This is a genomic window from Parapedobacter pyrenivorans (assembly GCF_014636865.1).
Classification (GTDB): Bacteria; Bacteroidota; Bacteroidia; order Sphingobacteriales; family Sphingobacteriaceae; genus Parapedobacter; species Parapedobacter pyrenivorans.
This window is the reverse complement of the sequence record NZ_BMER01000005.1, coordinates 353055-374491: the sequence shown is the minus strand read 5'-3', so window position 1 is coordinate 374491 and position 21437 is coordinate 353055. Positions and strand designations below refer to the sequence as shown.

Below are 21437 nucleotides of genomic sequence, written 5' to 3'. Positions count from 1 at the left end.
TTCTTCCGCAATGCTACCTCCAAGTGGCTCTGTTGCGAATATAGGGATATTTTGTGAGGAATAGCTCACGCGTTCAAAAAGCCCAAACCACCGGAAGATTTTAACTTACTTGCCCAGATCCTTGTCATGCAATAATAAGTAAGCGCTTATATCTGCTGCATCCTGTGGTGTTAATGGTATATGGCTGGGCGATGGCATGATACTGGTATTCAGATGTCGCTTCCCAGCTACGGTGGAGGCGTCCATAACATACTGCTTCCCATACGTATCCATCACGGTCACAACCGGCCCATCTGATAGTAGCAATCCATAAATCGCAGCACCGTTCTTTAGCAAAACGAGGTAGGGTTCGGAGCCGAATGCGACCGCAGCGGCGGGGTGGATAATCCCGTCGAGTATTGCTTTCTTGTCAAACTTGGTTTGGATATGCGTGAGATCAGGTCCAATTTCTTGGCCTACGGCACCTATTTTGTGGCACACCACACAATTCGCGATGAACAACGTCTTTCCCTTGTCTGCATCTGTGGATAGTTTAGCCACTTCATCCACATCGTAAGAAACGGTATCATTTGCATCAAAATAATGAGCGGCCAAAGCCTTGAAATTCCGGTCGTCGTCGGTCAATAGCTGATCTTTCAGCTCCTCCTTCATAACCTCGGGCAGCAATTCACTGGCGGCGAGGTCGATCAGGTAAAGTTTGCCCGTTTTGCTTCCGGCAAGTTGCTTTGCAAGCTGCCTTTTGGCATCCAAACCATTATCCTCATCTTTGAATTGTTCATAATAATTCAGCACTTCAGGCTGTGCCGCCAGGGTCTTATCGGTAGGTGATTGCCAATTGTTGAGGTATGACTTCCAATCGTTGGTTTTCCTGAACTGCAACCACCACTGCGCGGAACCCCCAATTTCCTTATCAGTTGACGCCAACAACCCAAGCATGGACAATGCAGCTTCTTTTGTGGAGATAAAGCCCAAGGCTACCAGTGCCTTCTTCCTATCGGCAATGCCCAGTTTTTCATCTAACGCCCTTTTTTTCAATGCAGGCGCTGCTTGGTCGGGATGCAATTCCCACACGATAGCCGCAAACGCTTTGGACCAGTTTTCCGGTTCGGGATTTCCAGCATGTTGTATCAATTCTGCATAGACCTGCTGTTCTTTCCCTTTCAATGCAATACCCAATGCATTTAGGTAGGCTGGATCCTCACCATCGAAACCGTCGATTAGTTTCAATATCACGGTTTTGCTTTGTTCGAAGGGCACACCGCGAAGTGCCAAGATTACTTCCCTTCTTACGGCCGGCGATGGATCGGCGGCCATTTTACCGGCATAATCCATCAGGGGGCTCCGGTCGGCCTGCCTCAACGCTCTGAATGCGGTCAGCCTGATCCCGGCATCATCATCTTGCAATAAATCGACCGTCTTATTAATCCCTTCTTCGCCCAGTTGAGCCATTAGCCAAACCGTTCGGGCGCGGTGATACGGGTTTTCTGATGCCAATAACTTCGTCAACGAAGGTAAGATTCCCGGCCCTTGTGTTTTCAATCGCTCAAATCCTTGGTTTCTTACATTGATCGCGGGGCTTAAAAAAGCGTCAAGCTGACCTGAAGTCTGGCTCAGGTCGATTTTTGGCGCAATAAGCTTCTTGCTTTTTGGTGCGATTCTGTAAATCCGGCCATACCCAATGGAGTCCATCATCTGGTGGCCCCCTACAATGGGATCGTACCAATCCGCTACGTAGATTGCTCCATCCGTCCCTATGGCCACATCGCTCGGCCGAAACCATTTTTCCGTATTTTCAACGACGTCATTCCATCGGTAGGACTCATTGTCCGTGGGTGTCGATGCGATAAACGGACTACCATCCGACAAGTCATACCCTGCGCCATCCGGTTTAGGGCGGAAGCCGAATATGGCGTTTCTCCCAGCATCCGCACTCAGCAGCAATCCCCGATACGCCTCACCAAGGGCATCGCTTTCGTTCACTACCATACCTGTAGGAGCCCCGGCACCGTAGATTTTGCCGACTGGCATGACCCCGGGGTCGTCCTGATGCCAATGCGCCGTCTGTATAGACTGCCCAGGCCTCCTATCAGCACGCCACGTGCGTGTCCCGGTTTCGCTGAAAAAGCCCGCATTTCCCCCTTCCATGATCCAGCTTACCCGGCAGGCATCCACTTCATCATCGTTGTCGTTTTGCCACATATTGCCATAAGAATCTACCGCCACTTCGTATGAATTGCGAAAATTATGACCCAAAACCTCCAACCCCGTTCCATCCGGATTTATCCGGAATACCACCCCACCGGTCCATATCTTCCCATCATCACTTTGCTGGGCGGGCGTATTGGATGTGTTATAGGGCGACCCGCCATTATACACGCTTCCTGAGCGAAGTGTCCACCCGCTTTTATCAGTAACTACATGGGAACCGGCATTTCCGGTGATGAAGTACCATTTTCCATCCGGACCGGGTATCCCCGTGTGTAAACCATGGTCATGATCCAAACCGCCAAATCCCGTAAGAAACACTTCCTTGCTGTCCGGCTTATCATCGCCGTCGATATCGGTATAGATAATGACGGAAGGCGAGCAGGATACGATCACCTTGTTGCCGATGACCGATATACCCAATGGAGACACCATATCCTTATCCTGAACAAATACCTTTGAGCTATCCGCTACGCCATCTCCGTCCGTATCCTCCATGATGATGATACGGTCTCCAGCGGGATGCGATAGGTGTTTCGCCGAATCGTTGTTAAAGTTCCGGTAGTTAACCGCTTCGGTTACCCAAATCCGGCCCCTGATGTCTACATCAATATTCGTAGGGTTATAGAACATCGGAGACTCAGCCCATATGGTAGCTTCGAGGTCATTCGCAACAAACAACTTGGCGCCGGTTTGCGCTTCTTGTTCCGAATGGCAAGCAGCCCAAACCCCAAATAATGATAACAACAGCAAGCCAAAAAAAATCTTATTGATCATCGTTACACGTTTTTCTTGATTGTAAAAAACCATTGGTGAACCCGCGGTTAACCGTTCAGCTGAATACGGACCGGATATAATGTGTATTGGCTATATAGGCTTCCGTCAGATCCATCCCATCGGGCACGCCTCCCTCCAAAACAATCCATCCATCATAACCGATCTCATCCAGTGTATTCTGCACTTTTACAAAATCGATCTTTCCCTGGCCAAGCAGCATGCCATTTTCCTTGGCATGTACCTCACAGATATATTCCTTACCAAGGCGTCTCATTTCCTGATAAATATCGTATCCCATGTCGCTAGCGTTTGCCACATCATAATACACCTGCACATGTTTTGACCCGACTTCATCGATGATCGCCAAGAGTTCATCGGCACTAAGCCAAGATTCTATCCCCAAGATGATATCTTCTTTTTCCGCCTTTGGTGCGATTTTCTTCAGTCTACTTACCACTTCTGCAATGCCCGCCTTATCTCCTTTGATATCACCCTTGCCAAAAAAAGCAAGTAAAACAACCCGGCACCCCATTGCCTTGGCCACATCGATGCTGTCACTGACCCATTCCTCCGTTTCTGGCTCCGATTTATAAGGGACATTATTTAACTCGCCGATGGCTAGGCTAGATACCTGGATACCGTATGTTGAAGCCATCCGCAGGTAGGTATCCTGCACCGTTTTATTGCGCAGATGCATATCGTTAGCCACCGTACCCAAGCTCACCTGCACGCCGTCCAATCCGAGCGTCTTGCCCAGCACTAATGCCGTTGTATCACTTTGCTTACCGATCGACCAGTCGCACGCGCCGATGCGGTACCCGCGTTTACTTCTTGACATAACTGGCAGCCCCAAGTTACCCATCGCAAACACACCTATTGTTGCAACGCATCCTCTCAGTAATGATCTCCTATTATACAAGCTGACGTTCTTCATCCTCTTTTTAGCTGTTTGCGGCTTTCAATCGGCCGGTCTATTCTATTGGTTACTGCATTCAAACTTAGATAAAGTTGCTTTTGTATGCAATTATAATCGTGTTAAATAAAAGGGACTATAAGATCTGCTCGGTTGCCGACGGGAAATTACTTTTATAGCGGAAAGCATAACGCAGCATTCAACAGGAATATTTTGGAAGTAAGCGATAAATCCTATATTAGTCGACGTAGCTAAAACGAGGCACATGGACTATCATTTCGACGAACAGATTGACCGTAAAAATACAGATTGCATAAAATGGAACGCTTCCGAGCAAGACCTGCTGCCCATGTGGATTGCCGATATGGATTTCAAAGCGGCGCCCGCCATTACGAAAGCGTTGCAAGAACGCGTGGCACACGGTATTTTCGGATACACGCAAACGCCGCCCAGATTCTACTATGCCATCGCACAGTGGTGGAGTAAACGACATGGCTTTGCGTTGCAAAACGACTGGATACTTCCGGTATTAGGAGTCATCCCCGCCTTATCCGCCACGATTCGTGCGCTGACGGCCGAAGGGGATAAAATCTTAATCCAGCCCCCAGTATATAACCATTTTTTTATTGCCGCGGCACATTGCGACCGCCAGATCATTGAAAACAACCTGCGTCTCGACGGCAAACATTACCACATCGATTTCGAAGATCTGGAGGCCAAGGCAGCGGACCCCGCTGTCAAACTGATGCTGTTATGCAATCCCCACAATCCAGCGGGCCGAGTCTGGACCGATGAAGAGCTGCGCCGCATCGGTGCCATATGCACCAAGCATCAAGTGATAATTCTCTCAGACGAAATCCATTCCGACCTCGTTTATCAACCCCATAAGCATATTCCATTTGCCTCGTTGGGAGAAGAAATCAGCTTACAATCCGTTACCGTAAGTTCACCCAGTAAAACCTTCAACCTTGCCGGGTTGCAGGTAGGTTATCTATTTTCAGCAAATCCGGATTTTAGAAGGCGCATCCAGCAGGTGCTAGATGCGCAGGATACGGTATTATTGAGCCCGTTTGCTATCGAAGCACTCGTCGCCGCTTACAGTCAAGGGGAAGATTGGTTAGAAGCCCTTAAAGATTATTTAGTCGACAATCTCGCTTATTTGACCGACTTCTGTTCCACGCACCTCCCACAGATTACCGTCATTCCCTTGCAGGCCACTTATCTGGTTTGGTTAGATTGCCGTTCCATGATAACGTCCACGGCAGATTTCACGGACAAGCTGAAGCATCAGGAAAAACTATGGTTAAACCCCGGCACCATGTATGGCGAAGTCGGTGAAGGATTCCTGCGCATCAATATCGCCTGTCCCCGTTCTTTGCTCCAAGATGGATTGGCCCGTTTAGCGCGGTGCCTTCACACACCGCGTAAACAATGACCGTTATTTTCCTTACCTGTTCTTGATTTCAAACTGGGTGATATTGAGTTGCTCTCCACCTGTTCCCTGGGCTGCGACGCCAACCCGGAATCCCATGCCCCAAGGCACCAACGGTGCAGCATCGTAGTTTTCTAATGCCGTTTTCCATTCGCCTGCATCGCCTTCCTTCCATGAAAAATTTACGGTATGGCCTTCAGTGACAGCCATTTTCACCGTTACGGTTTCTTCTGTACTAGCGATATCCAATTCTTTTAGGCTTTGTACATCATCCTTAGCAATTCGCCACACCTTCACTTTCTTGCCGAAAACGCCGATGCCGATACCAGCAATCGGTGCACCGAAACGATTGTTGGCACCTCCCACCATTGTTACGGACGCTCCTGCTTGCTCACTCGTTGTGCTCGCCACCACAGCTGCAGATACTTCATAAGCAATCGATGTAATGGGCTGCACCAGGAGTGAGCCAATGCCATCATTCGCTTGCGATACCGTAAGGAACAGCCCGTTGTCGCCCACCGTATATTTAGCAGGCTGGTTTACCCGCCACCGCCAAACAGGGTTCAACGTTTTGAAATCATCGGTATAATCCACCGATGCCAGATCCCGGTTATACGTCGCATCATTGGCAAACACCGGCCAACCGTCGGCAGTCCAATTGATCTTCTCCAACACGCCTTCCCTACCCACATACACACTACCTGCCTGGTTATACGCATGATAAAGGTAGTAAAAGTCGCCGTCTCGCTTCACCACCGTTCCATGTCCGGCGCACTTCCAGTGGTCATTGTCTATCAATACCGGATTGTTTTCGTACTTCTCCCAGGGTCCCAGTAGGTGTTTGGCACGCGCAACGCCTGTTTTGTAATTACAGGTCACTTCGCAGCATCCTCCCGCCGAATAGGTAGCGTAGTAGTAATCGTTATGTTTGAATACACTTATCCCTTCTACCAGCTGTCCCTCCCATTCGCTATCATTTACAAACAACTGATGCATCTCCCCTTTCAGTTCCGTTCTTTCCGGATTTATTTCCTGTGCCCACATGGGAGTAGGCTGGCCCTTGCTGTTGCCATCTTCCTTCCACATCAAGTAAATTTTTCCGTCTTCGTCCTTCACTTCATACGCATCAATAGAACCAAATTCCTGGCTTACCAATGGCCCGTGGTCGGTATAGGGACCCTCGGGTGAAGGAGCACTGGCCACCGCCACAGCGAGGCGTCCGGTCGACTTATCGCGGGCGGTATAGTACAGGTATACCTTACCCTGTTGTTCATCATACGCCAATTCCGGAGCCCAAAAATTATTTCTTGCCCATTCAGGCAGATCGGCGAATGCGTAGGAAACCTGCTCCCAGTTTTCGAGGTCTGTAGATTTATAGATCGGGAATAAGGGAGCCCACTCATTCGAGGTTGCGGACGCCCAGTAGGTGTCACCGATTTTGATGACCGTCGGGTCTGGGTGGTCGCCCGGCAATACCGGATTTACAATGGTCGTTTCCTCATGCTGCTCATCAGCCGATCGATTGCCGGTACAGCTGTATACGATTGGCAACAACATGGCCAGATAAATTCCAAAAGTTTTCTTCATGGATAACAGATTAGCGTTTAAATAATTTCTTGCCCCCGGCTATGATTGCCACTGCAAGCAACCCAGCAATCAGCCCCGCGGCCACTTCCTTCACAATGGGCGGTAGCTCCGGAAAAATATGGTGCAGGTATTCGATATTGTGTACAAAAATACCCCCAGCAACCAAAATCAGTGCAACCGTACCGATTACGCCCAAAGACTTGATCACAATCGGCAGTAGCTTCACCAGTAAGTGCCCCAATTTGGATAGCAACCCTTTGTCTTCCGAATACTTGATCAGCCGATAGCCTGTATCATCCATCCTGACGATGAGGGCAACAATGCCATACACGCCTACTGTTGCTACCAACGCCACCACCGAGACCGTTATGATCTGGAGAGTCAAACTCTCTGTCAGCACCGTTCCCAGCGCAATGATTACGATTTCTACCGATAGGATGAAATCAGTGGTTATCGCGGATCGGATTTTAGTTTTTTCCAGGCTCCCATCATCCACTGCCTTTTCTTCAATGACCTCATGTCCCGTTTTCGAACGATGAAAAAGATACTCTACAATTTTTTCAACGCCCTCATAGGCCAAATAAAGCCCGCCCAGAATCAAGATGAATTTTATGGCTACCGGAAAAAAAACATTCAGCAGCAAAGCAATAGGAACAATGATCAGCTTATTAAGAAACGACCCTTTGGTAATTGCCCATAGTACGGGCAATTCACGTGAAGCCAGGAAACCTGTTGCCTTTTCCGCGTTGACAGCCAAATCGTCGCCCAATATTCCCGCTGTTTTACGAGTCGCAATTTTACTGGTTACCGCAACGTCATCCATCAACGCCGCGATATCATCTAAAACTGCAAAAAAACCTGATGCCATATGGTATTCATTATACGGCCGTAAAAATATCAATTTAAATTACAGTATCCAGACATTGTGTGCGGCATTTTATTATCCGTCCTGTTTCTTGCCTACCAGCTCAATCAATTTCGCCAGCAGTACATTCTGCTCATGGCGTGCAGCGACCGACTTATCCACCCAGCGGTCTACCATACGATAAACTACATAGATAAACAGCCCGATCAAGGATAAGAAAAGAACCGATGGCAAGAAAATCAAAATGAATTCCTGTGCGCCTACAAAAAGATGTTTCATGGGGTAGATGTTAGTTAGTTTTAGGACTTATTACTCACACTAAAGGTAGTGGGTCATTTCCATATTTGCAAATTATCTCTTATTTTTTTGTTACATAAACTGGTGCGCAAAATACAGCGCAACATCGATATATTGCTATCTTTATGGCATGAGAGTAACTTTCTTTTCTGCCAAACCGTACGACAGGGAGTTCTTTGACCGTCTTAACGCGGACGTCGGCTTCGAGCTGATGTACTACGAGACCCACCTCGGCCCGCATATTGTCAATGCCGTCGAAAACTCGGCGGCCATCTGTGCATTTGTAAATGACAAGCTAGATGCCGGCGTGCTCCGTGTCCTGGCAGAAAAAGGGGTAAAATACATCGCTTTGCGATGCGCAGGGTTTAACAACCTCGATCTGGAAGCAGCCAAACAGTACGGTATGCGGGTATGCCGGGTTCCCGCCTATTCGCCTGAGGCGGTGGCCGAGCACGCACTAGCCATGATTCTTACACTCAACCGCAAAACCCACAAGGCATACAACCGGGTACGCGAACAAAATTTCGCGCTCAACGGCCTTATGGGGTTCAACATACATGGGAAAACTGTGGGCATCGTAGGCACGGGAAACATCGGCCAGGCCTTCGCCCGCATCATGAGCGGCTTCGGCTGCACGTTGCTCGCTACGGATATTCGCGAAAACGACGAGCTCAAGGCGCTTGGTGTCCGATACGTACCGCTACAACACCTCTTAGCACAGTCAGACGTCATTTCGTTGCACTGCCCTTTGCTGGAAAGCACCAAGCACCTGATCAATGAAGCATCACTTCAACAAATGAAACCCGGGGTGATGATCATCAACACCAGCCGCGGAGGCCTTATTGACACCCCGGCGGTGATTGCAGGCTTACGGACCAAGCGCATCGGTTCTCTGGGTATCGATGTTTACGAACAAGAAGAGAAGCTGTTTTTCCGCGATCTCTCTCATACGATACTCAATGACGACACCATCCAGCTGCTGATGAGTTTTCCCAACGTATTGGTCACCGGCCATCAAGCCTTCTTCACGGAAGAAGCGCTGGAACAGATTGCCCGTACCACGCTGAGTAGCCTTTCGCGTTTGGAGCAGGGACAGGCACCCGAAAATCCTGCGGCGTTGTTGGTATAACGTTTACCTTATAAATCACATGGGCTACGCGCATATTATCCGGCTCTTACTTTTTTCCTTGGTGTCAGTTTTGATGTCAGCCAAAAACCTCCATGCGCAGGAAATCCCGGTTATCTCTGCAGCCGCCTATGCAGAAAAGATCTATTTACAGACCGATGCCGAAGTCTATACCGCCGACCAGACCATCTGGTTTACCGCAATCGTCGTCTCCTCCCAGGATCTTCACCCCAGCATCCTTTCGGGAGTGCTCCATGTCGAACTGATCGCTTCAGATGAGCGCGTTATCCAAAGGAAACGGATCCAATTGGCAGCAGGCAGGGGGGCAGGCAGCTTCCAGCTTGAAAAAACCTACCCCCAGGGCGTATACCAAATTCGGGCATACACGGAGTGGAATAAAAATTTCGGCTCGGATTTTATCGCGCGGTGTTATGTAAACCTGTTTCCGAGTACTGCCGAGATTGAACGCACACCAATCACCGCCTTCCAGCTCCGTGAAAAAGAGCCAAATCACTTTTGGCTATACGCGCAGTTGATCCCGACGATGATTGATGAAACGCACAAAAAAGACCTGACCGCATTTTTGACGGTCGATCAGCACCGGGATACGTTGGTTGTCAAAGGAGCGCGCGGCAACTACCTATTGGATTATCCGTTGCCAGCTGACGCCACACTGGCTACGCTGACGATTGAGACACAAAACGGCGCCCGGTATACCCGGACGGTTTTGGCAAAACCGGACAGCCTCGAAGTCCAGTTTTTTGCTGAAAGCGGGCAACTCGTGCTCGGAATCCAAAGCCGCATAGGCATCCGCATTCGCAATGCTACCGGAAAAGGCGTCGCTACCTCAGGGTTCATTGTGGATAGTCGGGGCGATACGGTTGCACCGTTCCGTACAAACCACCTGGGTATTGGCAGCGTCAAGTTGACTCCACTTCGCGGGCTTACCTATAACGCCGTGCTAGCGCCCCGCAATGCGGGCAAGGGCACAGACCGTTATCCACTTCCTGCCGTGTCTGACACCGGTTGGGTATTGGCTGTCGAACCGCGCGATACGGCCGTCCATTTGGAATTGCGCACCAATGGTTCACTGGCAGACACGCTACAGGTCGAAGTCAGCAGCCGGGGCGTACCGTATTATCAAATCAAGGGAGTAGCCAAAAACGGCTTGCTCGCCACTGATCTTCCATACAGCAGCTTGCCTGAGGGGATTATCGCGTTCCAAGCAATGGATAAACAGCTGCAGCCCGTAGCCATGCGTCTGTTCTTCAATCGTCCCAACCAAAACCGGCTGCAGGTCCAGGCATCCATGGATAATCCAAGCTACGACAAAAGGGAAAAAGGCCTGTTATCCGTTCGCGTGTCAGACGATGCCGGGCGACCCGTCAAGGCCGCCCTAACTGTCCGGGTCATGAACAAAGACCAATTCGGTCGCTTACCTACCGGTCGGCAAACGCTCCAGAGCCGTATCTTATTGGATTCCGAGTTGCAAGGCGGTGTGAATGAACCGGGCTACTATTTCCTGCGGGAAACCCCGTATGCCGATATCGATGCACTCCTGCTTACGCACACATCGCGCTATCGTTACCTTATACCCCTACAAGATACGTTTCACTATGCCAACGAGCCGCAACCCTATATCACCGGCCGCGTCTCGGGTGCGTTTTCGAAACGCGGGCGGGATGGCGTCGGCATTACGTTATTAACCTTCGGTCAAACCAAAGGCATGGATGCCCAGGATACCGATAACCTCGGCCGGTTTGCCTTCGGTTTGGGCGAAGAATATGTCGATTCCTTGGCTATCCTACTCCAAAGCACCAACAAAAAAGGCAAAAACCAAAATTATACGATTTCGCTGGATGAACGCATACCTCCAGAGGTTGAGTTTGACCAACACCGGCTGATCAGCCAGGTAGACAGCGTAGTCGCCTATGTGGCCAAGCAGCGGCAGGAGCGTGCCCAACGGGAGTTGTCATACAAATTAGCATCCGGTGAAATCCTCCTGGAAGAAGTCGAGGTTGTCCGGAAAGCCTTAAGCCCGCAGCAGCAACAGGTGCAAGACCGTTATGGCGAAGCCGATGTCGTCATCGCTGGCAAAGCCATCCAAGACAAAGAAGAAAAGTGGTCTTACGGATTGTATAGCGTACTGTTGTTCAATTTTCCAGAAGAAATCCGCATCCAGCGCGTCGGCGGTAACGGCGGATACCTACGCGCACAAGTTGTTGGCAACGAACCGACGCTCGTTGTCATCGATGGCATACCTGTACCGGGGTACAGCTATGAACTCATCCCCAACATCCCTCCTAGCGAAGTCAAAAGTGTAGAGTTAATCAAATTTGCCAGAGGATTCAGCACGTTATACCTAGAGACCTACCCCGAAGCGTCGCCGATGTCTGCGCCCATGACCGGGAGTGTCGTGGCGATTTACACCCATGCGGGCAAAGGACTGTATGCGGCACGCAAACCGGTTGGCCTGTTGCAGGCCACTGTTCCCGTTTACTCGCCGGTCACCCCGTTTCAGGCAGTCAGCCACAAACCCGATGCCGACGATGATCGTCGGCCCGACTTGCGTACGCTGCTCCATTGGGTAGATTCCCTGGGCACAGACGAACAAGGCACGTGTTCCACCTCATTTTACCACTCCGATGTCGCCGGCCAAACTGTCGTTATCGTGGAAGCTATGACGGATGATGGCCGGATTGGCTACGAACAGCTGGTTTATGAAGTCAAGTCGCCGTAACTGCAAGTTTCCCGGCACAACACCCTCAATCCGATATTTTTTGTAATCAGAAGTCGAGCATCGCAAAAAAAGCAATGGTAATTTTGTTCCATCAAAGGAAAGCAGCATGTTACACGAATTAAACCGGGTGATTGAATATATAGAAGATCACATAACCGAGGAGTTATCACTCGAATCGATTGCCGAATACGCCGGAATTGGCGACTTCCATTTCAGGAAGGTCTTCTTTTACCTTTCCGGGCTCACGCTTAGTGAATACATCAAAAACCGGAAACTGTCGGAAGCCAATAAGGATTTACTGGCCGGAAAACGGGTCACCGATGTTGCCTTTAAATATGGCTATCAGTCGATGGACGGTTTTACCCGCGCTTTCAAAAAATGGAGCGGGCTGTTGCCATCGGACATCATCAAAAAAAAGGTCAGCAAATCATTTCCCAAACTCTCATTTATCATTACTGTCACAGGAGGAACTACCATGGAATTTCGCATTGAAGACAAATCCGCATTTCACTTTGTAGGCGTAAGTAAACGCGTACCGATGCAATTTGAAGGAATCAACAACGAGCTTGTCAAGCTTGCACGAAGCATTACAGATGAGCAAAAGAAAGAAATGCACTCCCTTCAAAACATCGCACCCTATGAGATTGTCAACGTTTCATACGATGCCGATGCCAAGTTTTTGAAGGAGGAGGGCGACTTAACCCACATGATCGGCGTGTTGACCACTGAAAACCAGGTAAGCGAGCGACTAAATAAGGTATCCGTTGAAGCCTGCTCCTGGGCTGTGTTTCCAAACGAGGGTCCGTTTCCCACGGCATTGCAGCAGACCATGGCTAGCATTTACGCCGAGTGGCTGCCTTCGTCCAACTATGAGGTGATTGATATCCCTTCTTTTTCTTTTACGAAAATGGACGGGCAAAAAATGGGTCATGCGTATAGCGAAGTATGGATTCCAGTAAGGAAAAAGTAACTGCTGGATGGATCGTAAAACGCAGGGCGAAAATGCCGTAGATGCAGTCTACGAATACAACGTTACCGTGTGGCTTGGAAGATGTTCGCTATTCTATTCAGCGGATGGAGCGCGCTCGTTACACCGGCACATCATTGCCTTCACTTTCCGACCTATAAGCCCACAGGTAGCCCCAAGCCAATGCGGCTACTGCCATCGTTCCTAAAAAGATGTACGGAATTCGGCCAATCGCATCGTGGTACACCCACCCGGTGATTAAAGCCCCCAGTCCGATGCCTGCTTCCAGGGCGATGTACATCGTAGCCATTGCCTTGCCACGTTGCTGTGGATGGCTCAGGTCTATGGTCCATGCATTCACGGCCGGTGAGAGGATACCCGTACCGACACCATAAACCGCAGCACCCACAATCAGCCAAACGGGGCTATTGCCCCATGCCAAGATACCAAGCGATAAGATAAGCGTAGCCAGCCCGTAACGGATTATCGGTACACGTCCGTATTGATCCGAAAGCCTGCCCGAGAAAAACCGGATGGCTACCGACGCAATCGTGAAAGCCACGAAAAACACGCCGCGGTTAGCGATGCCCAGATGTGTTGTCCAATCCGGAATGAGCGTGAGGATTGCACCATATGCCACGTAGGATAACAGCGTGACAATTGCGGCCGGAATCGCCCTTGGGTCGATAATGTCGGTGCGGGATATACGAAAAGAAGCCCTCCGCAACCGTTGCCGCTGCGCTGCCGGCAGTGTCTCCTTCATGTTCATCAAAATCACGATAGAGAGCAGCGCGAATACCGAAGAGCAATAAAAAAGCGCATCGATCGAGTAGGCCTGGCTAATGGCACTCCCTATTGCCGGGCCTATCGCCATTCCCAGGCTAAAGCTCAGTCCATGCATACCTGCCGCTTCGCCCCATCGCTCGCGCGGTATGATATCAGCCACATACGCTGCCGTTGCCGTAGGCTTAAAGCCGGTAGAAAAACCATGGATAAGGCGTAGAAACAAGAAACCCGCCACACTGGAAAGTACCGGGTAGAGGAATCCGCAGACAAAACATACAAAGGAGCCCACGGCCATTACCGGCACCCGCCCTACGGTATCGGTCAGCTTACCGCTAAACGGCCTTGAAATGCCCGCCGTAAGCGTAAACAGCGCAATGATAAGGCCTTTATGTTCTCCGCCACCCATGCTACTTAGGTATGCCGGCAACTCCGGGATCAGCATATTAAAACTTGCCGAAAAGAGCAGTGAGCTCAAACAGAGAAGCACAAACGGCAAACGATAAATCGACTGTGAGGCATGCTGCATAGTGGCTGCAAAGCTAATCAAATCATCCCATCCATCTTTTTAATCTTTTGTCGTGTTCACCCCCTTACTTTGTCTGTTTTGCCAATCACGAAACAGGCAGCCGGTTCTTAATTTTGTAGTATGATGAGTACAACGAAAAAGGACAACCTATCAATCGAGTTACAGGCCGTCTTCGCCGGGCTGCTGAGCAGGTTGGAAACCCAAGATGAGCCCGCATTAAACCGGGTTCCGTTTAGCGGCAGCTGGACGGCAGCACAGGCGGGAGATCATCTGCTAAGATCATATGATGTGGTGGGGTGCCTTACGGGGCAGACCGCCCACACCCAACGGGATCCGGAAGCCCTGATAGCGCCGCTCAGTGAAGCATTTCTCAATTTCGACATCAAGATGGAATCTCCGGATTTTATTTTGCCCAGCACGGGCACAATCAGCAAAGAAGAATTGTTAGCTGGGCTACGTGCCCGCATGGCTTCGATAATCGAATTTGCCGATAGCGATGCGGATATGACATTGACTTGCCTCGACTTTGAAGTACCCACACTCGGCACACTTACCCGAATTGAATGGTTGAATTTTGTACGTGTACATACCATGCGGCATAACCACCAATTGGATGGCATACTTACCCCTTCGCCTTATCCCGTTGCCGCGGCACCGCCGAAACCACCCCGATGACGACAACAAGGACTATGCCCGCTGTAATCGCGTATAGCCGATGATCATCGCTGAACTCTGGGAGCCGCCCCATTTTCTTCAACCCCTCCAGCACCGCGAAGGACAGCAAGGTTGCAATCATGAGTACGGCGAGGTATAGTTTTGATTTATTAATTTCATTCATTGTTATTTCCTTTTTCCGGATACTCGATCCGGCTCTCAAATCCCCAAAAGTCTATCCACCTGGGCCAACGACTCCTTCACCGTGATTGTATTTTCATAATATCGAGGTGCTACGAATAAAATTTCCGTATGCTCGCCCTTGGCTTTGTAATACGCCACGTTGTCAAAGTTCACCCGTACGGGTTCTTCTCCTTTCAGTTTAGTCAATCGCAGTATGGTTGCCATCGCTTTTTATTTTTGAGCTATCATTCCCGTTTCTCCGTCCCGAACTATACAAAACCGATTTGATCAATTGTTTATCCTTGGTTATACCGGATTTCGCCCACTGCACGGACTATTACCGCGCTGCATTATACTAAAATCTGCCGATTTTCCAAAATCTTATGCGTTTCTTAGCACCGCCTACCGGCTTTCAACCCCGAAGCGGATTCCCGTCAGCGATTCGCATCGCTCCCATAACTGCGCAGCCGCATCAAGGGTCTTAGTAGGCAGCCTTGCATTCCTGGCCTTCCTTCTTACATAATAACCGCCATTCTGCAAGGCATCATTATTTTGCGTCGCCAGATAAACCATCGTATCTGCACCCCGCTCCACCGAACTCAAAAACGGACGGAACAACCTAAAAAAATGATGGTATAAAGATGTGCTGTTTTTGGCAAAATCAGAAGCAATCACGCCGGGGTGGAACGCATACATACCGATTGGATTGTTTTCGTCTATCAACTGCTGCCTCCTTGCAAACTCAATGCCCAAGAGAATAACATATAATTTGGCATCTCCATAAGCCCGGTGCGTATTGAACTTCGTTTCATACATCAAGTCGTCGAAGCTGGGTTTCCCCATGATATGGGCCATCGAAGACGTGTTGATGATTTTGGCATCGGTTCCTCTTTGCAAAGCGGGCAGTAGCAGTGCCGAACACATAAATGGAGCCAACACATTCAATGCAATTGTCCTTTCCCAGCCATCCACGGTTTCCTGTCGCACCTTGTTCATTACACCGCCCGCATTGTTGATGAGCACATCCAACGCATCATACCGTTGATAGAAGGTGTCTACAAGCTTAATCGTGTCCGCCTTGCTTTCCAAGTCGGCAATCAAGATATCTAGTTTCGCATTCGGATGCCTGGCCTGTATATCCGCTTTTACCGATGCGGCTTTCTCCGCATTGCGCCCATGTAAGATGACCTCATAGCCCCGCCTGGCCAATTGAAAAGCGGCTTCTTTTCCTATACCTGTCGTTGCGCCGGTAATTAAAACTCGCTTAGGCTCAGCCATTGTGCGGCGGTTTTCTTGCTAAATAACTTTATTGTTCTAATAGGAGGATTATTCATCGCAGGTATATGCCAACCCTTGAAAACCGTGTTTAATGTGGCAACAACGGCATCTCACATACGAGTTCATGGTTTTAAAGGCAGATATTCATTTGCTACCCGTTCCAATAATTCAGCGCTGTCCATGTTTTGAGCGAATATCCGATGGTGGAAGTCTTCCAATTTCTTCAGTAATCGTATAAGTTCCATTTTTTCGGAACGGGTCAGGTTGCCGGTAACTAATTCCGTAGCACGCCGAATTTTTCCCATCTGTTGTTGTAGGGCAGTCAATCCTTCCGCTGTAATCTGTATGATCTTACTTCGCTTATCTGTTTCCGAATCCTTCTGTAATACCCACCCATTCTTGATAAGCCTGTTGATTATTTGCATACCAACGGGCTTGTCCTGGATATTCTTTTTTATCAATTCCATTTTGGTCATTGCACCAAAGGCCTTTAGGTTGATGAGGTAAATAAAATCCTCCTGCGTTGAAAAGTCAGAATCATATATGGCAGATTTGGAATACGCTTTTGCATACCTATTCATGTGCACGATGAGCGTGTTAATCACGCTTTCCGCGCTTCTGCCGTCTTCCTTACCTTCCCAATCTGGTTCCGACAAAGGCACATGCGTGCCGGCATCATCAGCGATCCACTGCTTGAGGCCGTTGATGTCGTTGGTGTAATTATCTTTCGTTAGCCTCGCCGCTTCAAACGACTCCAGCAGCTTAATGGTGTCTTTTATCAATGTATAATTCGTCATTTAAAGATTGCTGATGTCTGCATTTATTTGGTTTACAAAAATACATTAATTAACTGCATATCTAGTGGATTTACGCATCTCACCTTAAAATAAGTGCATTACTGAACCATAGTTCGTCAGCAAACTATATTAGTGAAAAAATTTAATTGGTATAATAAAATACTTTTACTCCACAATAATTGGCTTATACCTTGTTGCAAATCATGAAATAAAGTATATTTGTAAACCATTATTGTAAAATATGGGAAACTCTGCAAGCAAGGCAATCCCTTATACGGTAAAAGATTAATTATGACTAAAAAGACTGCCATCATAGGCTCGGGAATATCCGGTCTTTCCGCTGCCGCCTATTTGGCCAAAGAAGGTCATTTGGTTCATGTTTTCGAAAAGAACAGCAGTGCTGGCGGTCGCGCCAGGCAATTTATTACTGAAAATGGATATACGTTTGACATGGGACCAAGCTGGTATTGGATGCCTGATATCATTGACCGTTTTTTTCGCGATTTCGGACACGGAGCCACTGATTTCTATGAGCTAACTGCGCTTGACCCTCAATTCGATATGATTTTTCCCGACAGCACGTTATCCGTACCGGGCACTTATCCTCAACTACGGGCAATGTTTGAAACTATCGAGCGTGGAGCCGGTAACCGGTTGGACGCCTTTATGATGGCAGCCAAATATAAATATGAGGTAAGTATGCTCGAGTTTGTGAATAAACCCTGCCATACCTGGTGGGAATTCGTATCGCCGAAGATTGTCGCCAGTGCGCTCAAATTGGATTTGCTATCAAGTTTCCGGTCTTATGTAAAAAAATATTTCTCCGATCCCAGGTTGATTGCCCTTATGGAATTCCCGGTTATCTTTCTGGGCGCTTCGCCGAAGGACATTCCAGCCATGTATAGTTTCATGGCTTACGGTGGGTACGCACTGGGCACTTGGTATCCCATGGGCGGGTTTCATGAAGTGGTGAAAGCCATGAAAGCCATATCGGAGCAGCTCGGTGCCCGGTTCTACTTCAACCACACCGTGGAACATATCCGTGCCGACCGTGGTATGGTCACGGAGTTGGTCATCAATGGGCAAGCTCACCGTTTTGATGCCGTGGTTGCCTCTTCGGATTACCACCATACCGAAACATTACTGGAAAAAAAGTACAGGAACTACGACGACCGATACTGGTCAAGTCGCACCTTTGCGCCATCCTGCCTGATTTATTACTTGGGTTTTAACGTAAAAATCCCAAACCTGAAACACCACACGCTCTTTTTTGAGCATGATCTGGACACTCATATCAACGATATCTATATTAATCGCAAATGGCCGGAAAAGCCGCTTTTCTACGCCTGCTGCCCATCCAAGACCGACCCAAGTGTCGCTCCTGAGCACCATGAGAATGTGTTTTTACTCATGCCTTTGGCTACTGGGATCCACGATAGCGAACCGATACGCGAACGCTATCTGTCGGAAATGATCCACCGCTTGGAAAAACATACGGGCGCTTCCGATTTAGCCAAGCAAATCGACTATAAAAAAAGCTACTGCATCAGTGATTTCCTGCAAGACTACAATGCCTATCGGGGCAATGCCTACGGGTTGGCGAATACCTTGCGACAGACGGCGGTGTGGAAGCCGTCCATAAAAAACAGAAAGCTAGCCAATCTCTTTTATACCGGCCAGCTTACGGTTCCCGGTCCTGGCGTGCCACCTTCCATCATTTCCGGAAACATTGCAGCGACTGAAGTGAATAAACTGAAATTACACCGTTATGAAAAAGCTGTATGACGAGTTATCCCATCAGGTAAGTAAATCCACCACCGAAAAATACAGCACCAGTTTTTCGCTTGGTATCCTGGCCCTGCACCCATCCATACGGCCGGCTATCTATGCCATTTATGGCTATGTAAGGCTGGCGGATGAAATCGTGGATAGTTTCCACGGTTTTGATAGGGCTACGCTGCTCCGGCGGTTTAGGGAGCAGACCCACCAGGCATTGGAAGAAGGCATCTCATTCAACCCGATTATACAATCCTTCCAGCAAACCGTCCACAGCTACGGCATAGACCGAAAGCTGATCAGCCAATTCCTTAAAAGTATGGAGATGGACCTACAACCGGTAGATTTTAACCGGGAACGGTATCAGGAATATATCCTGGGCTCGGCAGAAGTAGTGGGACTGATGTGTCTTCATGTATTTGTTGAAGGAGACAAAGCAGCGCATGAAACGTTGAGACCGTACGCAATGAAACTCGGCTCTGTATTCCAAAAAGTAAATTTCCTGCGAGACCTGCAAGAGGATTACCGGATCCTCGGCCGCAATTACTTTCCCGATGTGGATATGGCGGTGTTTGACGATCATATCAAATCGGCTATCGAACAGGAAATCGAAGGCGAGTTCCGCGAGGCATTGATCGGCATAAAAATGCTGCCCTTATGTTCCAGGTTTGGCGTCTACCTGGCCTATAGCTACTACCTGTCTTTATTCAAAAAAATACAGGTAACACCTGCAAAGCATATGCTAAAAGAGCGTATCCGCATCTCCAACCGTAAAAAATTGCGGTTGATGATGACCAGTTATATCCAATATAAAATGGCCATCTCATGAAGACCGCAGTATCACATCAGCTCCGTTGGGCACAATACTTGCATTGCGGCATCGATACCGCCTGGCAATTCTTCTCCTCGCCGCACAACCTCGCGCGTATCACCCCTCCGGAAATGCGGTTTTCCGTGATTTCGGACTTACCGGAAAGCGGCATTTATGAAGGGATGATCATCGATTACAGGGTATCGCCATTGTTTAGCATCCCGATGAAATGGCAAACGGAAATCACACAGGTAGAGCCGTACAAAAGCTTCACGGACTACCAGAAGAAAGGACCATACCGGCTTTGGAAACATGTCCATGAATTCTTACCCTGGGATGGAGGCGTATTGATGAAAGATACCGTGGAGTATGAACTACCGTTTGGCGTATTGGGAGAGGTCGCCCATCGTTGGATCGTTAAGAAGAAAATCCACCATATCTTTGATTACCGGTGCGGAGTGTTGGATAATCTGTTTAACAACAAAAAACAGGAGACATGAACCTACTGATTATACTCATTACTTTTATAACGATGGAAGGGCTTACCTGGACAATTCACAAATACGCGATGCACGGTTTGCTTTGGGTGTTGCACCGCGACCATCACGACCACAGCAACACGGGGCATCTCGAAAAAAACGATTACTTCTTCATCATCTTCGCCATCCCTTCTTTCGCACTGATGTATTTCGGCAGCCAACAGGGCTTCAATTACCTGTTCTATATCGGCATGGGCGTTACCCTGTACGGGATGGGCTATTTTTTTGTGCATGATATCTTCATCCACCAGCGCATCAGCTTCTTAAAAAACACCCAAAACCCCTACCTGCTTGCCATCCGCAGGGCACACAAGCAACACCACAAACATACCGGTAAGGAACGAGGCGAATGTTTCGGCTTTCTGTGGGTACCGATCAAATATTTCAAGATGTACTTTACGAAAAAACAGCGATGACACCTTATACCTACCTCCTCATCAATTTTCTTACCATCATCATCTGCTTTATTTTTTCTTTCCATCCCAAGATCCGTTTCGACCGGCATTTCGCAGCCTTCATTAAGGCAGCAGTTTTGGTAGCCACTCCTTTCCTACTGTGGGATGTGTGGTTCACCAACATGGGCGTTTGGTGGTTTGATTACCGCTATACAATAGGCTCCACCCTACTGGGGCTTCCTGTTGAAGAATGGCTTTTTTTCATTTGCATTCCTTTTTCCTGCGTGTTTACGTACCACTGCTTGGATAAATTTTTCGACCTGAAGTGGGCGGAAAAGTTCAGCACTCACATCGCTTGGTTCAGTATAGCGGTTTGCATCATGGTTGTCCTTTTTTTTCACGACCGTATCTACACCACCCTTACCGCCATGATGACAGCTGCCGCGCTGGTGTACCTAAAGCTTATCGCCAAGGCACGGTGGATTGGGAAAGCCTCCTTTGTATACCTCATTTTGATGCTGGGCTTCATACCGGTAAACGGTGTGCTTACCGGCACCGGGCTGGAATCGCCCATCGTCAACTATAACGCAAAAGAAATACTCAATATCCGCATACTCTCCATACCGATCGAAGACAGCGTTTACGGCTATACCCTTTTTCTCCTCAATATCTACTTGTTTAAGCTTTTTCAAAAAACGCCGTCCGATGAAACCTAGGCGTGCATTGTTTTAATTGCACCCACAAATAAAGTATATAAATAAACTTTTTATGGACTGACGATCG

Annotated in this window: 20 protein-coding genes; 10 read left to right on the top strand and 10 right to left on the bottom strand. The window is 48.7% G+C overall.

The features are described from left to right. Positions 1 to 105: 105 nt before the first annotated feature. Both IEV98_RS20725 and IEV98_RS20720 read right to left on the bottom strand, forming a co-directional pair. Positions 106 to 2982, bottom strand: a complete 2877-nt coding sequence (locus IEV98_RS20725) for a PVC-type heme-binding CxxCH protein (RefSeq protein ID WP_188507943.1) — start codon at positions 2980 to 2982, stop codon at positions 106 to 108. Between the two features lie 55 nt (positions 2983 to 3037). Further along, positions 3038 to 3820 carry a sugar phosphate isomerase/epimerase family protein gene (locus tag IEV98_RS20720; RefSeq protein WP_229738883.1) on the bottom strand — a complete coding sequence of 261 codons (783 nt, stop codon included), beginning with the start codon at positions 3818 to 3820 and terminating at the stop codon, positions 3038 to 3040. Positions 3821 to 4160: 340 nt separating this feature from the next. Here IEV98_RS20720 and IEV98_RS20715 point away from each other — a divergent pair, with 340 nt between their 5' ends. Then, on the top strand, positions 4161 to 5330 hold the full coding sequence (locus IEV98_RS20715) for a MalY/PatB family protein (RefSeq protein ID WP_188507941.1): 1170 nt from the start codon (positions 4161 to 4163) through the stop codon (positions 5328 to 5330). Between the two features lie 12 nt (positions 5331 to 5342). Here IEV98_RS20715 and IEV98_RS20710 read toward each other — a convergent pair whose 3' ends face one another. The 3 genes from IEV98_RS20710 to IEV98_RS20700 all read right to left on the bottom strand — a co-directional run bounded on the left by IEV98_RS20710 (position 5343) and on the right by IEV98_RS20700 (position 8058). Next, positions 5343 to 6914 carry a glycoside hydrolase family 43 protein gene (locus IEV98_RS20710; protein WP_188507940.1) on the bottom strand — a complete coding sequence of 524 codons (1572 nt, stop codon included), beginning with the start codon at positions 6912 to 6914 and terminating at the stop codon, positions 5343 to 5345. 10 nt (positions 6915 to 6924) lie between these two features. Further along, positions 6925 to 7782 carry a DUF808 domain-containing protein gene (locus IEV98_RS20705; protein ID WP_188507939.1) on the bottom strand — a complete coding sequence of 286 codons (858 nt, stop codon included), beginning with the start codon at positions 7780 to 7782 and terminating at the stop codon, positions 6925 to 6927. Positions 7783 to 7854: 72 nt separating this feature from the next. Further along, positions 7855 to 8058 carry a hypothetical protein gene (locus IEV98_RS20700; protein ID WP_188507938.1) on the bottom strand — a complete coding sequence of 68 codons (204 nt, stop codon included), beginning with the start codon at positions 8056 to 8058 and terminating at the stop codon, positions 7855 to 7857. 148 nt (positions 8059 to 8206) lie between these two features. Between IEV98_RS20700 and IEV98_RS20695 the strand changes: the two genes are divergently transcribed. The 3 genes from IEV98_RS20695 (at position 8207) to IEV98_RS20685 (ending at position 12912) form a co-directional block, all read left to right on the top strand. Beyond that, positions 8207 to 9205 (top strand): 2-hydroxyacid dehydrogenase, encoded by a 999-nt coding sequence (locus tag IEV98_RS20695; protein ID WP_188507937.1) that lies wholly within the window; start codon positions 8207 to 8209, stop codon positions 9203 to 9205. A 73-nt stretch (positions 9206 to 9278) separates the two neighbouring features. After that, complete coding sequence (locus tag IEV98_RS20690) at positions 9279 to 11942, top strand: MG2 domain-containing protein (RefSeq protein ID WP_188507936.1); 2664 nt, start codon at positions 9279 to 9281, stop codon at positions 11940 to 11942. 106 nt (positions 11943 to 12048) lie between these two features. After that, positions 12049 to 12912 (top strand): AraC family transcriptional regulator, encoded by an 864-nt coding sequence (locus IEV98_RS20685; protein WP_188507935.1) that lies wholly within the window; start codon positions 12049 to 12051, stop codon positions 12910 to 12912. Positions 12913 to 13030: 118 nt separating this feature from the next. Here IEV98_RS20685 and IEV98_RS20680 read toward each other — a convergent pair whose 3' ends face one another. Then, complete coding sequence (locus IEV98_RS20680) at positions 13031 to 14221, bottom strand: MFS transporter (RefSeq protein WP_188507934.1); 1191 nt, start codon at positions 14219 to 14221, stop codon at positions 13031 to 13033. A gap of 120 nt (positions 14222 to 14341) precedes the next feature. Between IEV98_RS20680 and IEV98_RS20675 the strand changes: the two genes are divergently transcribed. Then, positions 14342 to 14896, top strand: coding sequence for a DinB family protein (locus tag IEV98_RS20675; protein ID WP_188507933.1), 555 nt, complete (start codon positions 14342 to 14344; stop codon positions 14894 to 14896). Here the strand turns inward: IEV98_RS20675 and IEV98_RS20670 are convergent. The 4 genes from IEV98_RS20670 to IEV98_RS20655 all read right to left on the bottom strand — a co-directional run bounded on the left by IEV98_RS20670 (position 14844) and on the right by IEV98_RS20655 (position 17133). Continuing rightward, the gene (locus IEV98_RS20670) at positions 14844 to 15059 is read right to left on the bottom strand and encodes a hypothetical protein (protein WP_188507932.1); all 216 of its coding nucleotides are present in this window, start codon (positions 15057 to 15059) and stop codon (positions 14844 to 14846) included. The two genes, IEV98_RS20675 and IEV98_RS20670, sit on opposite strands and share 53 nt — an antisense overlap. A 35-nt stretch (positions 15060 to 15094) precedes the next feature. Next, positions 15095 to 15283 (bottom strand): hypothetical protein, encoded by a 189-nt coding sequence (locus tag IEV98_RS20665; RefSeq protein WP_188507931.1) that lies wholly within the window; start codon positions 15281 to 15283, stop codon positions 15095 to 15097. A gap of 177 nt (positions 15284 to 15460) precedes the next feature. Next, positions 15461 to 16336 carry an SDR family NAD(P)-dependent oxidoreductase gene (locus tag IEV98_RS20660; protein ID WP_188507930.1) on the bottom strand — a complete coding sequence of 292 codons (876 nt, stop codon included), beginning with the start codon at positions 16334 to 16336 and terminating at the stop codon, positions 15461 to 15463. Positions 16337 to 16458: 122 nt separating this feature from the next. Next, complete coding sequence (locus IEV98_RS20655; RefSeq protein ID WP_188507929.1) at positions 16459 to 17133, bottom strand: MarR family winged helix-turn-helix transcriptional regulator; 675 nt, start codon at positions 17131 to 17133, stop codon at positions 16459 to 16461. A 291-nt stretch (positions 17134 to 17424) separates the two neighbouring features. Between IEV98_RS20655 and crtID the strand changes: the two genes are divergently transcribed. From crtID to IEV98_RS20630, 5 genes are read left to right on the top strand one after another with little or no spacing between them, the layout of a single operon-like run. Next, positions 17425 to 18918, top strand: coding sequence for a bifunctional phytoene desaturase/3,4-desaturase (gene crtID / locus IEV98_RS20650; RefSeq protein WP_188507928.1), 1494 nt, complete (start codon positions 17425 to 17427; stop codon positions 18916 to 18918). After that, on the top strand, positions 18902 to 19738 hold the full coding sequence (locus IEV98_RS20645; protein WP_188507927.1) for a phytoene/squalene synthase family protein: 837 nt from the start codon (positions 18902 to 18904) through the stop codon (positions 19736 to 19738). Before crtID ends, IEV98_RS20645 begins: the two co-directional genes overlap by 17 nt. Further along, positions 19735 to 20220 carry an SRPBCC family protein gene (locus IEV98_RS20640; RefSeq protein ID WP_188507926.1) on the top strand — a complete coding sequence of 162 codons (486 nt, stop codon included), beginning with the start codon at positions 19735 to 19737 and terminating at the stop codon, positions 20218 to 20220. The genes IEV98_RS20645 and IEV98_RS20640 overlap by 4 nt, the downstream gene beginning before the upstream one ends. Next, positions 20217 to 20675 (top strand): sterol desaturase family protein, encoded by a 459-nt coding sequence (locus IEV98_RS20635; RefSeq protein WP_188507925.1) that lies wholly within the window; start codon positions 20217 to 20219, stop codon positions 20673 to 20675. Before IEV98_RS20640 ends, IEV98_RS20635 begins: the two co-directional genes overlap by 4 nt. Next, the gene (locus IEV98_RS20630; protein WP_188507924.1) at positions 20672 to 21370 is read left to right on the top strand and encodes a lycopene cyclase domain-containing protein; all 699 of its coding nucleotides are present in this window, start codon (positions 20672 to 20674) and stop codon (positions 21368 to 21370) included. Before IEV98_RS20635 ends, IEV98_RS20630 begins: the two co-directional genes overlap by 4 nt. The last annotated feature ends 67 nt before the right edge of the window (positions 21371 to 21437 follow it).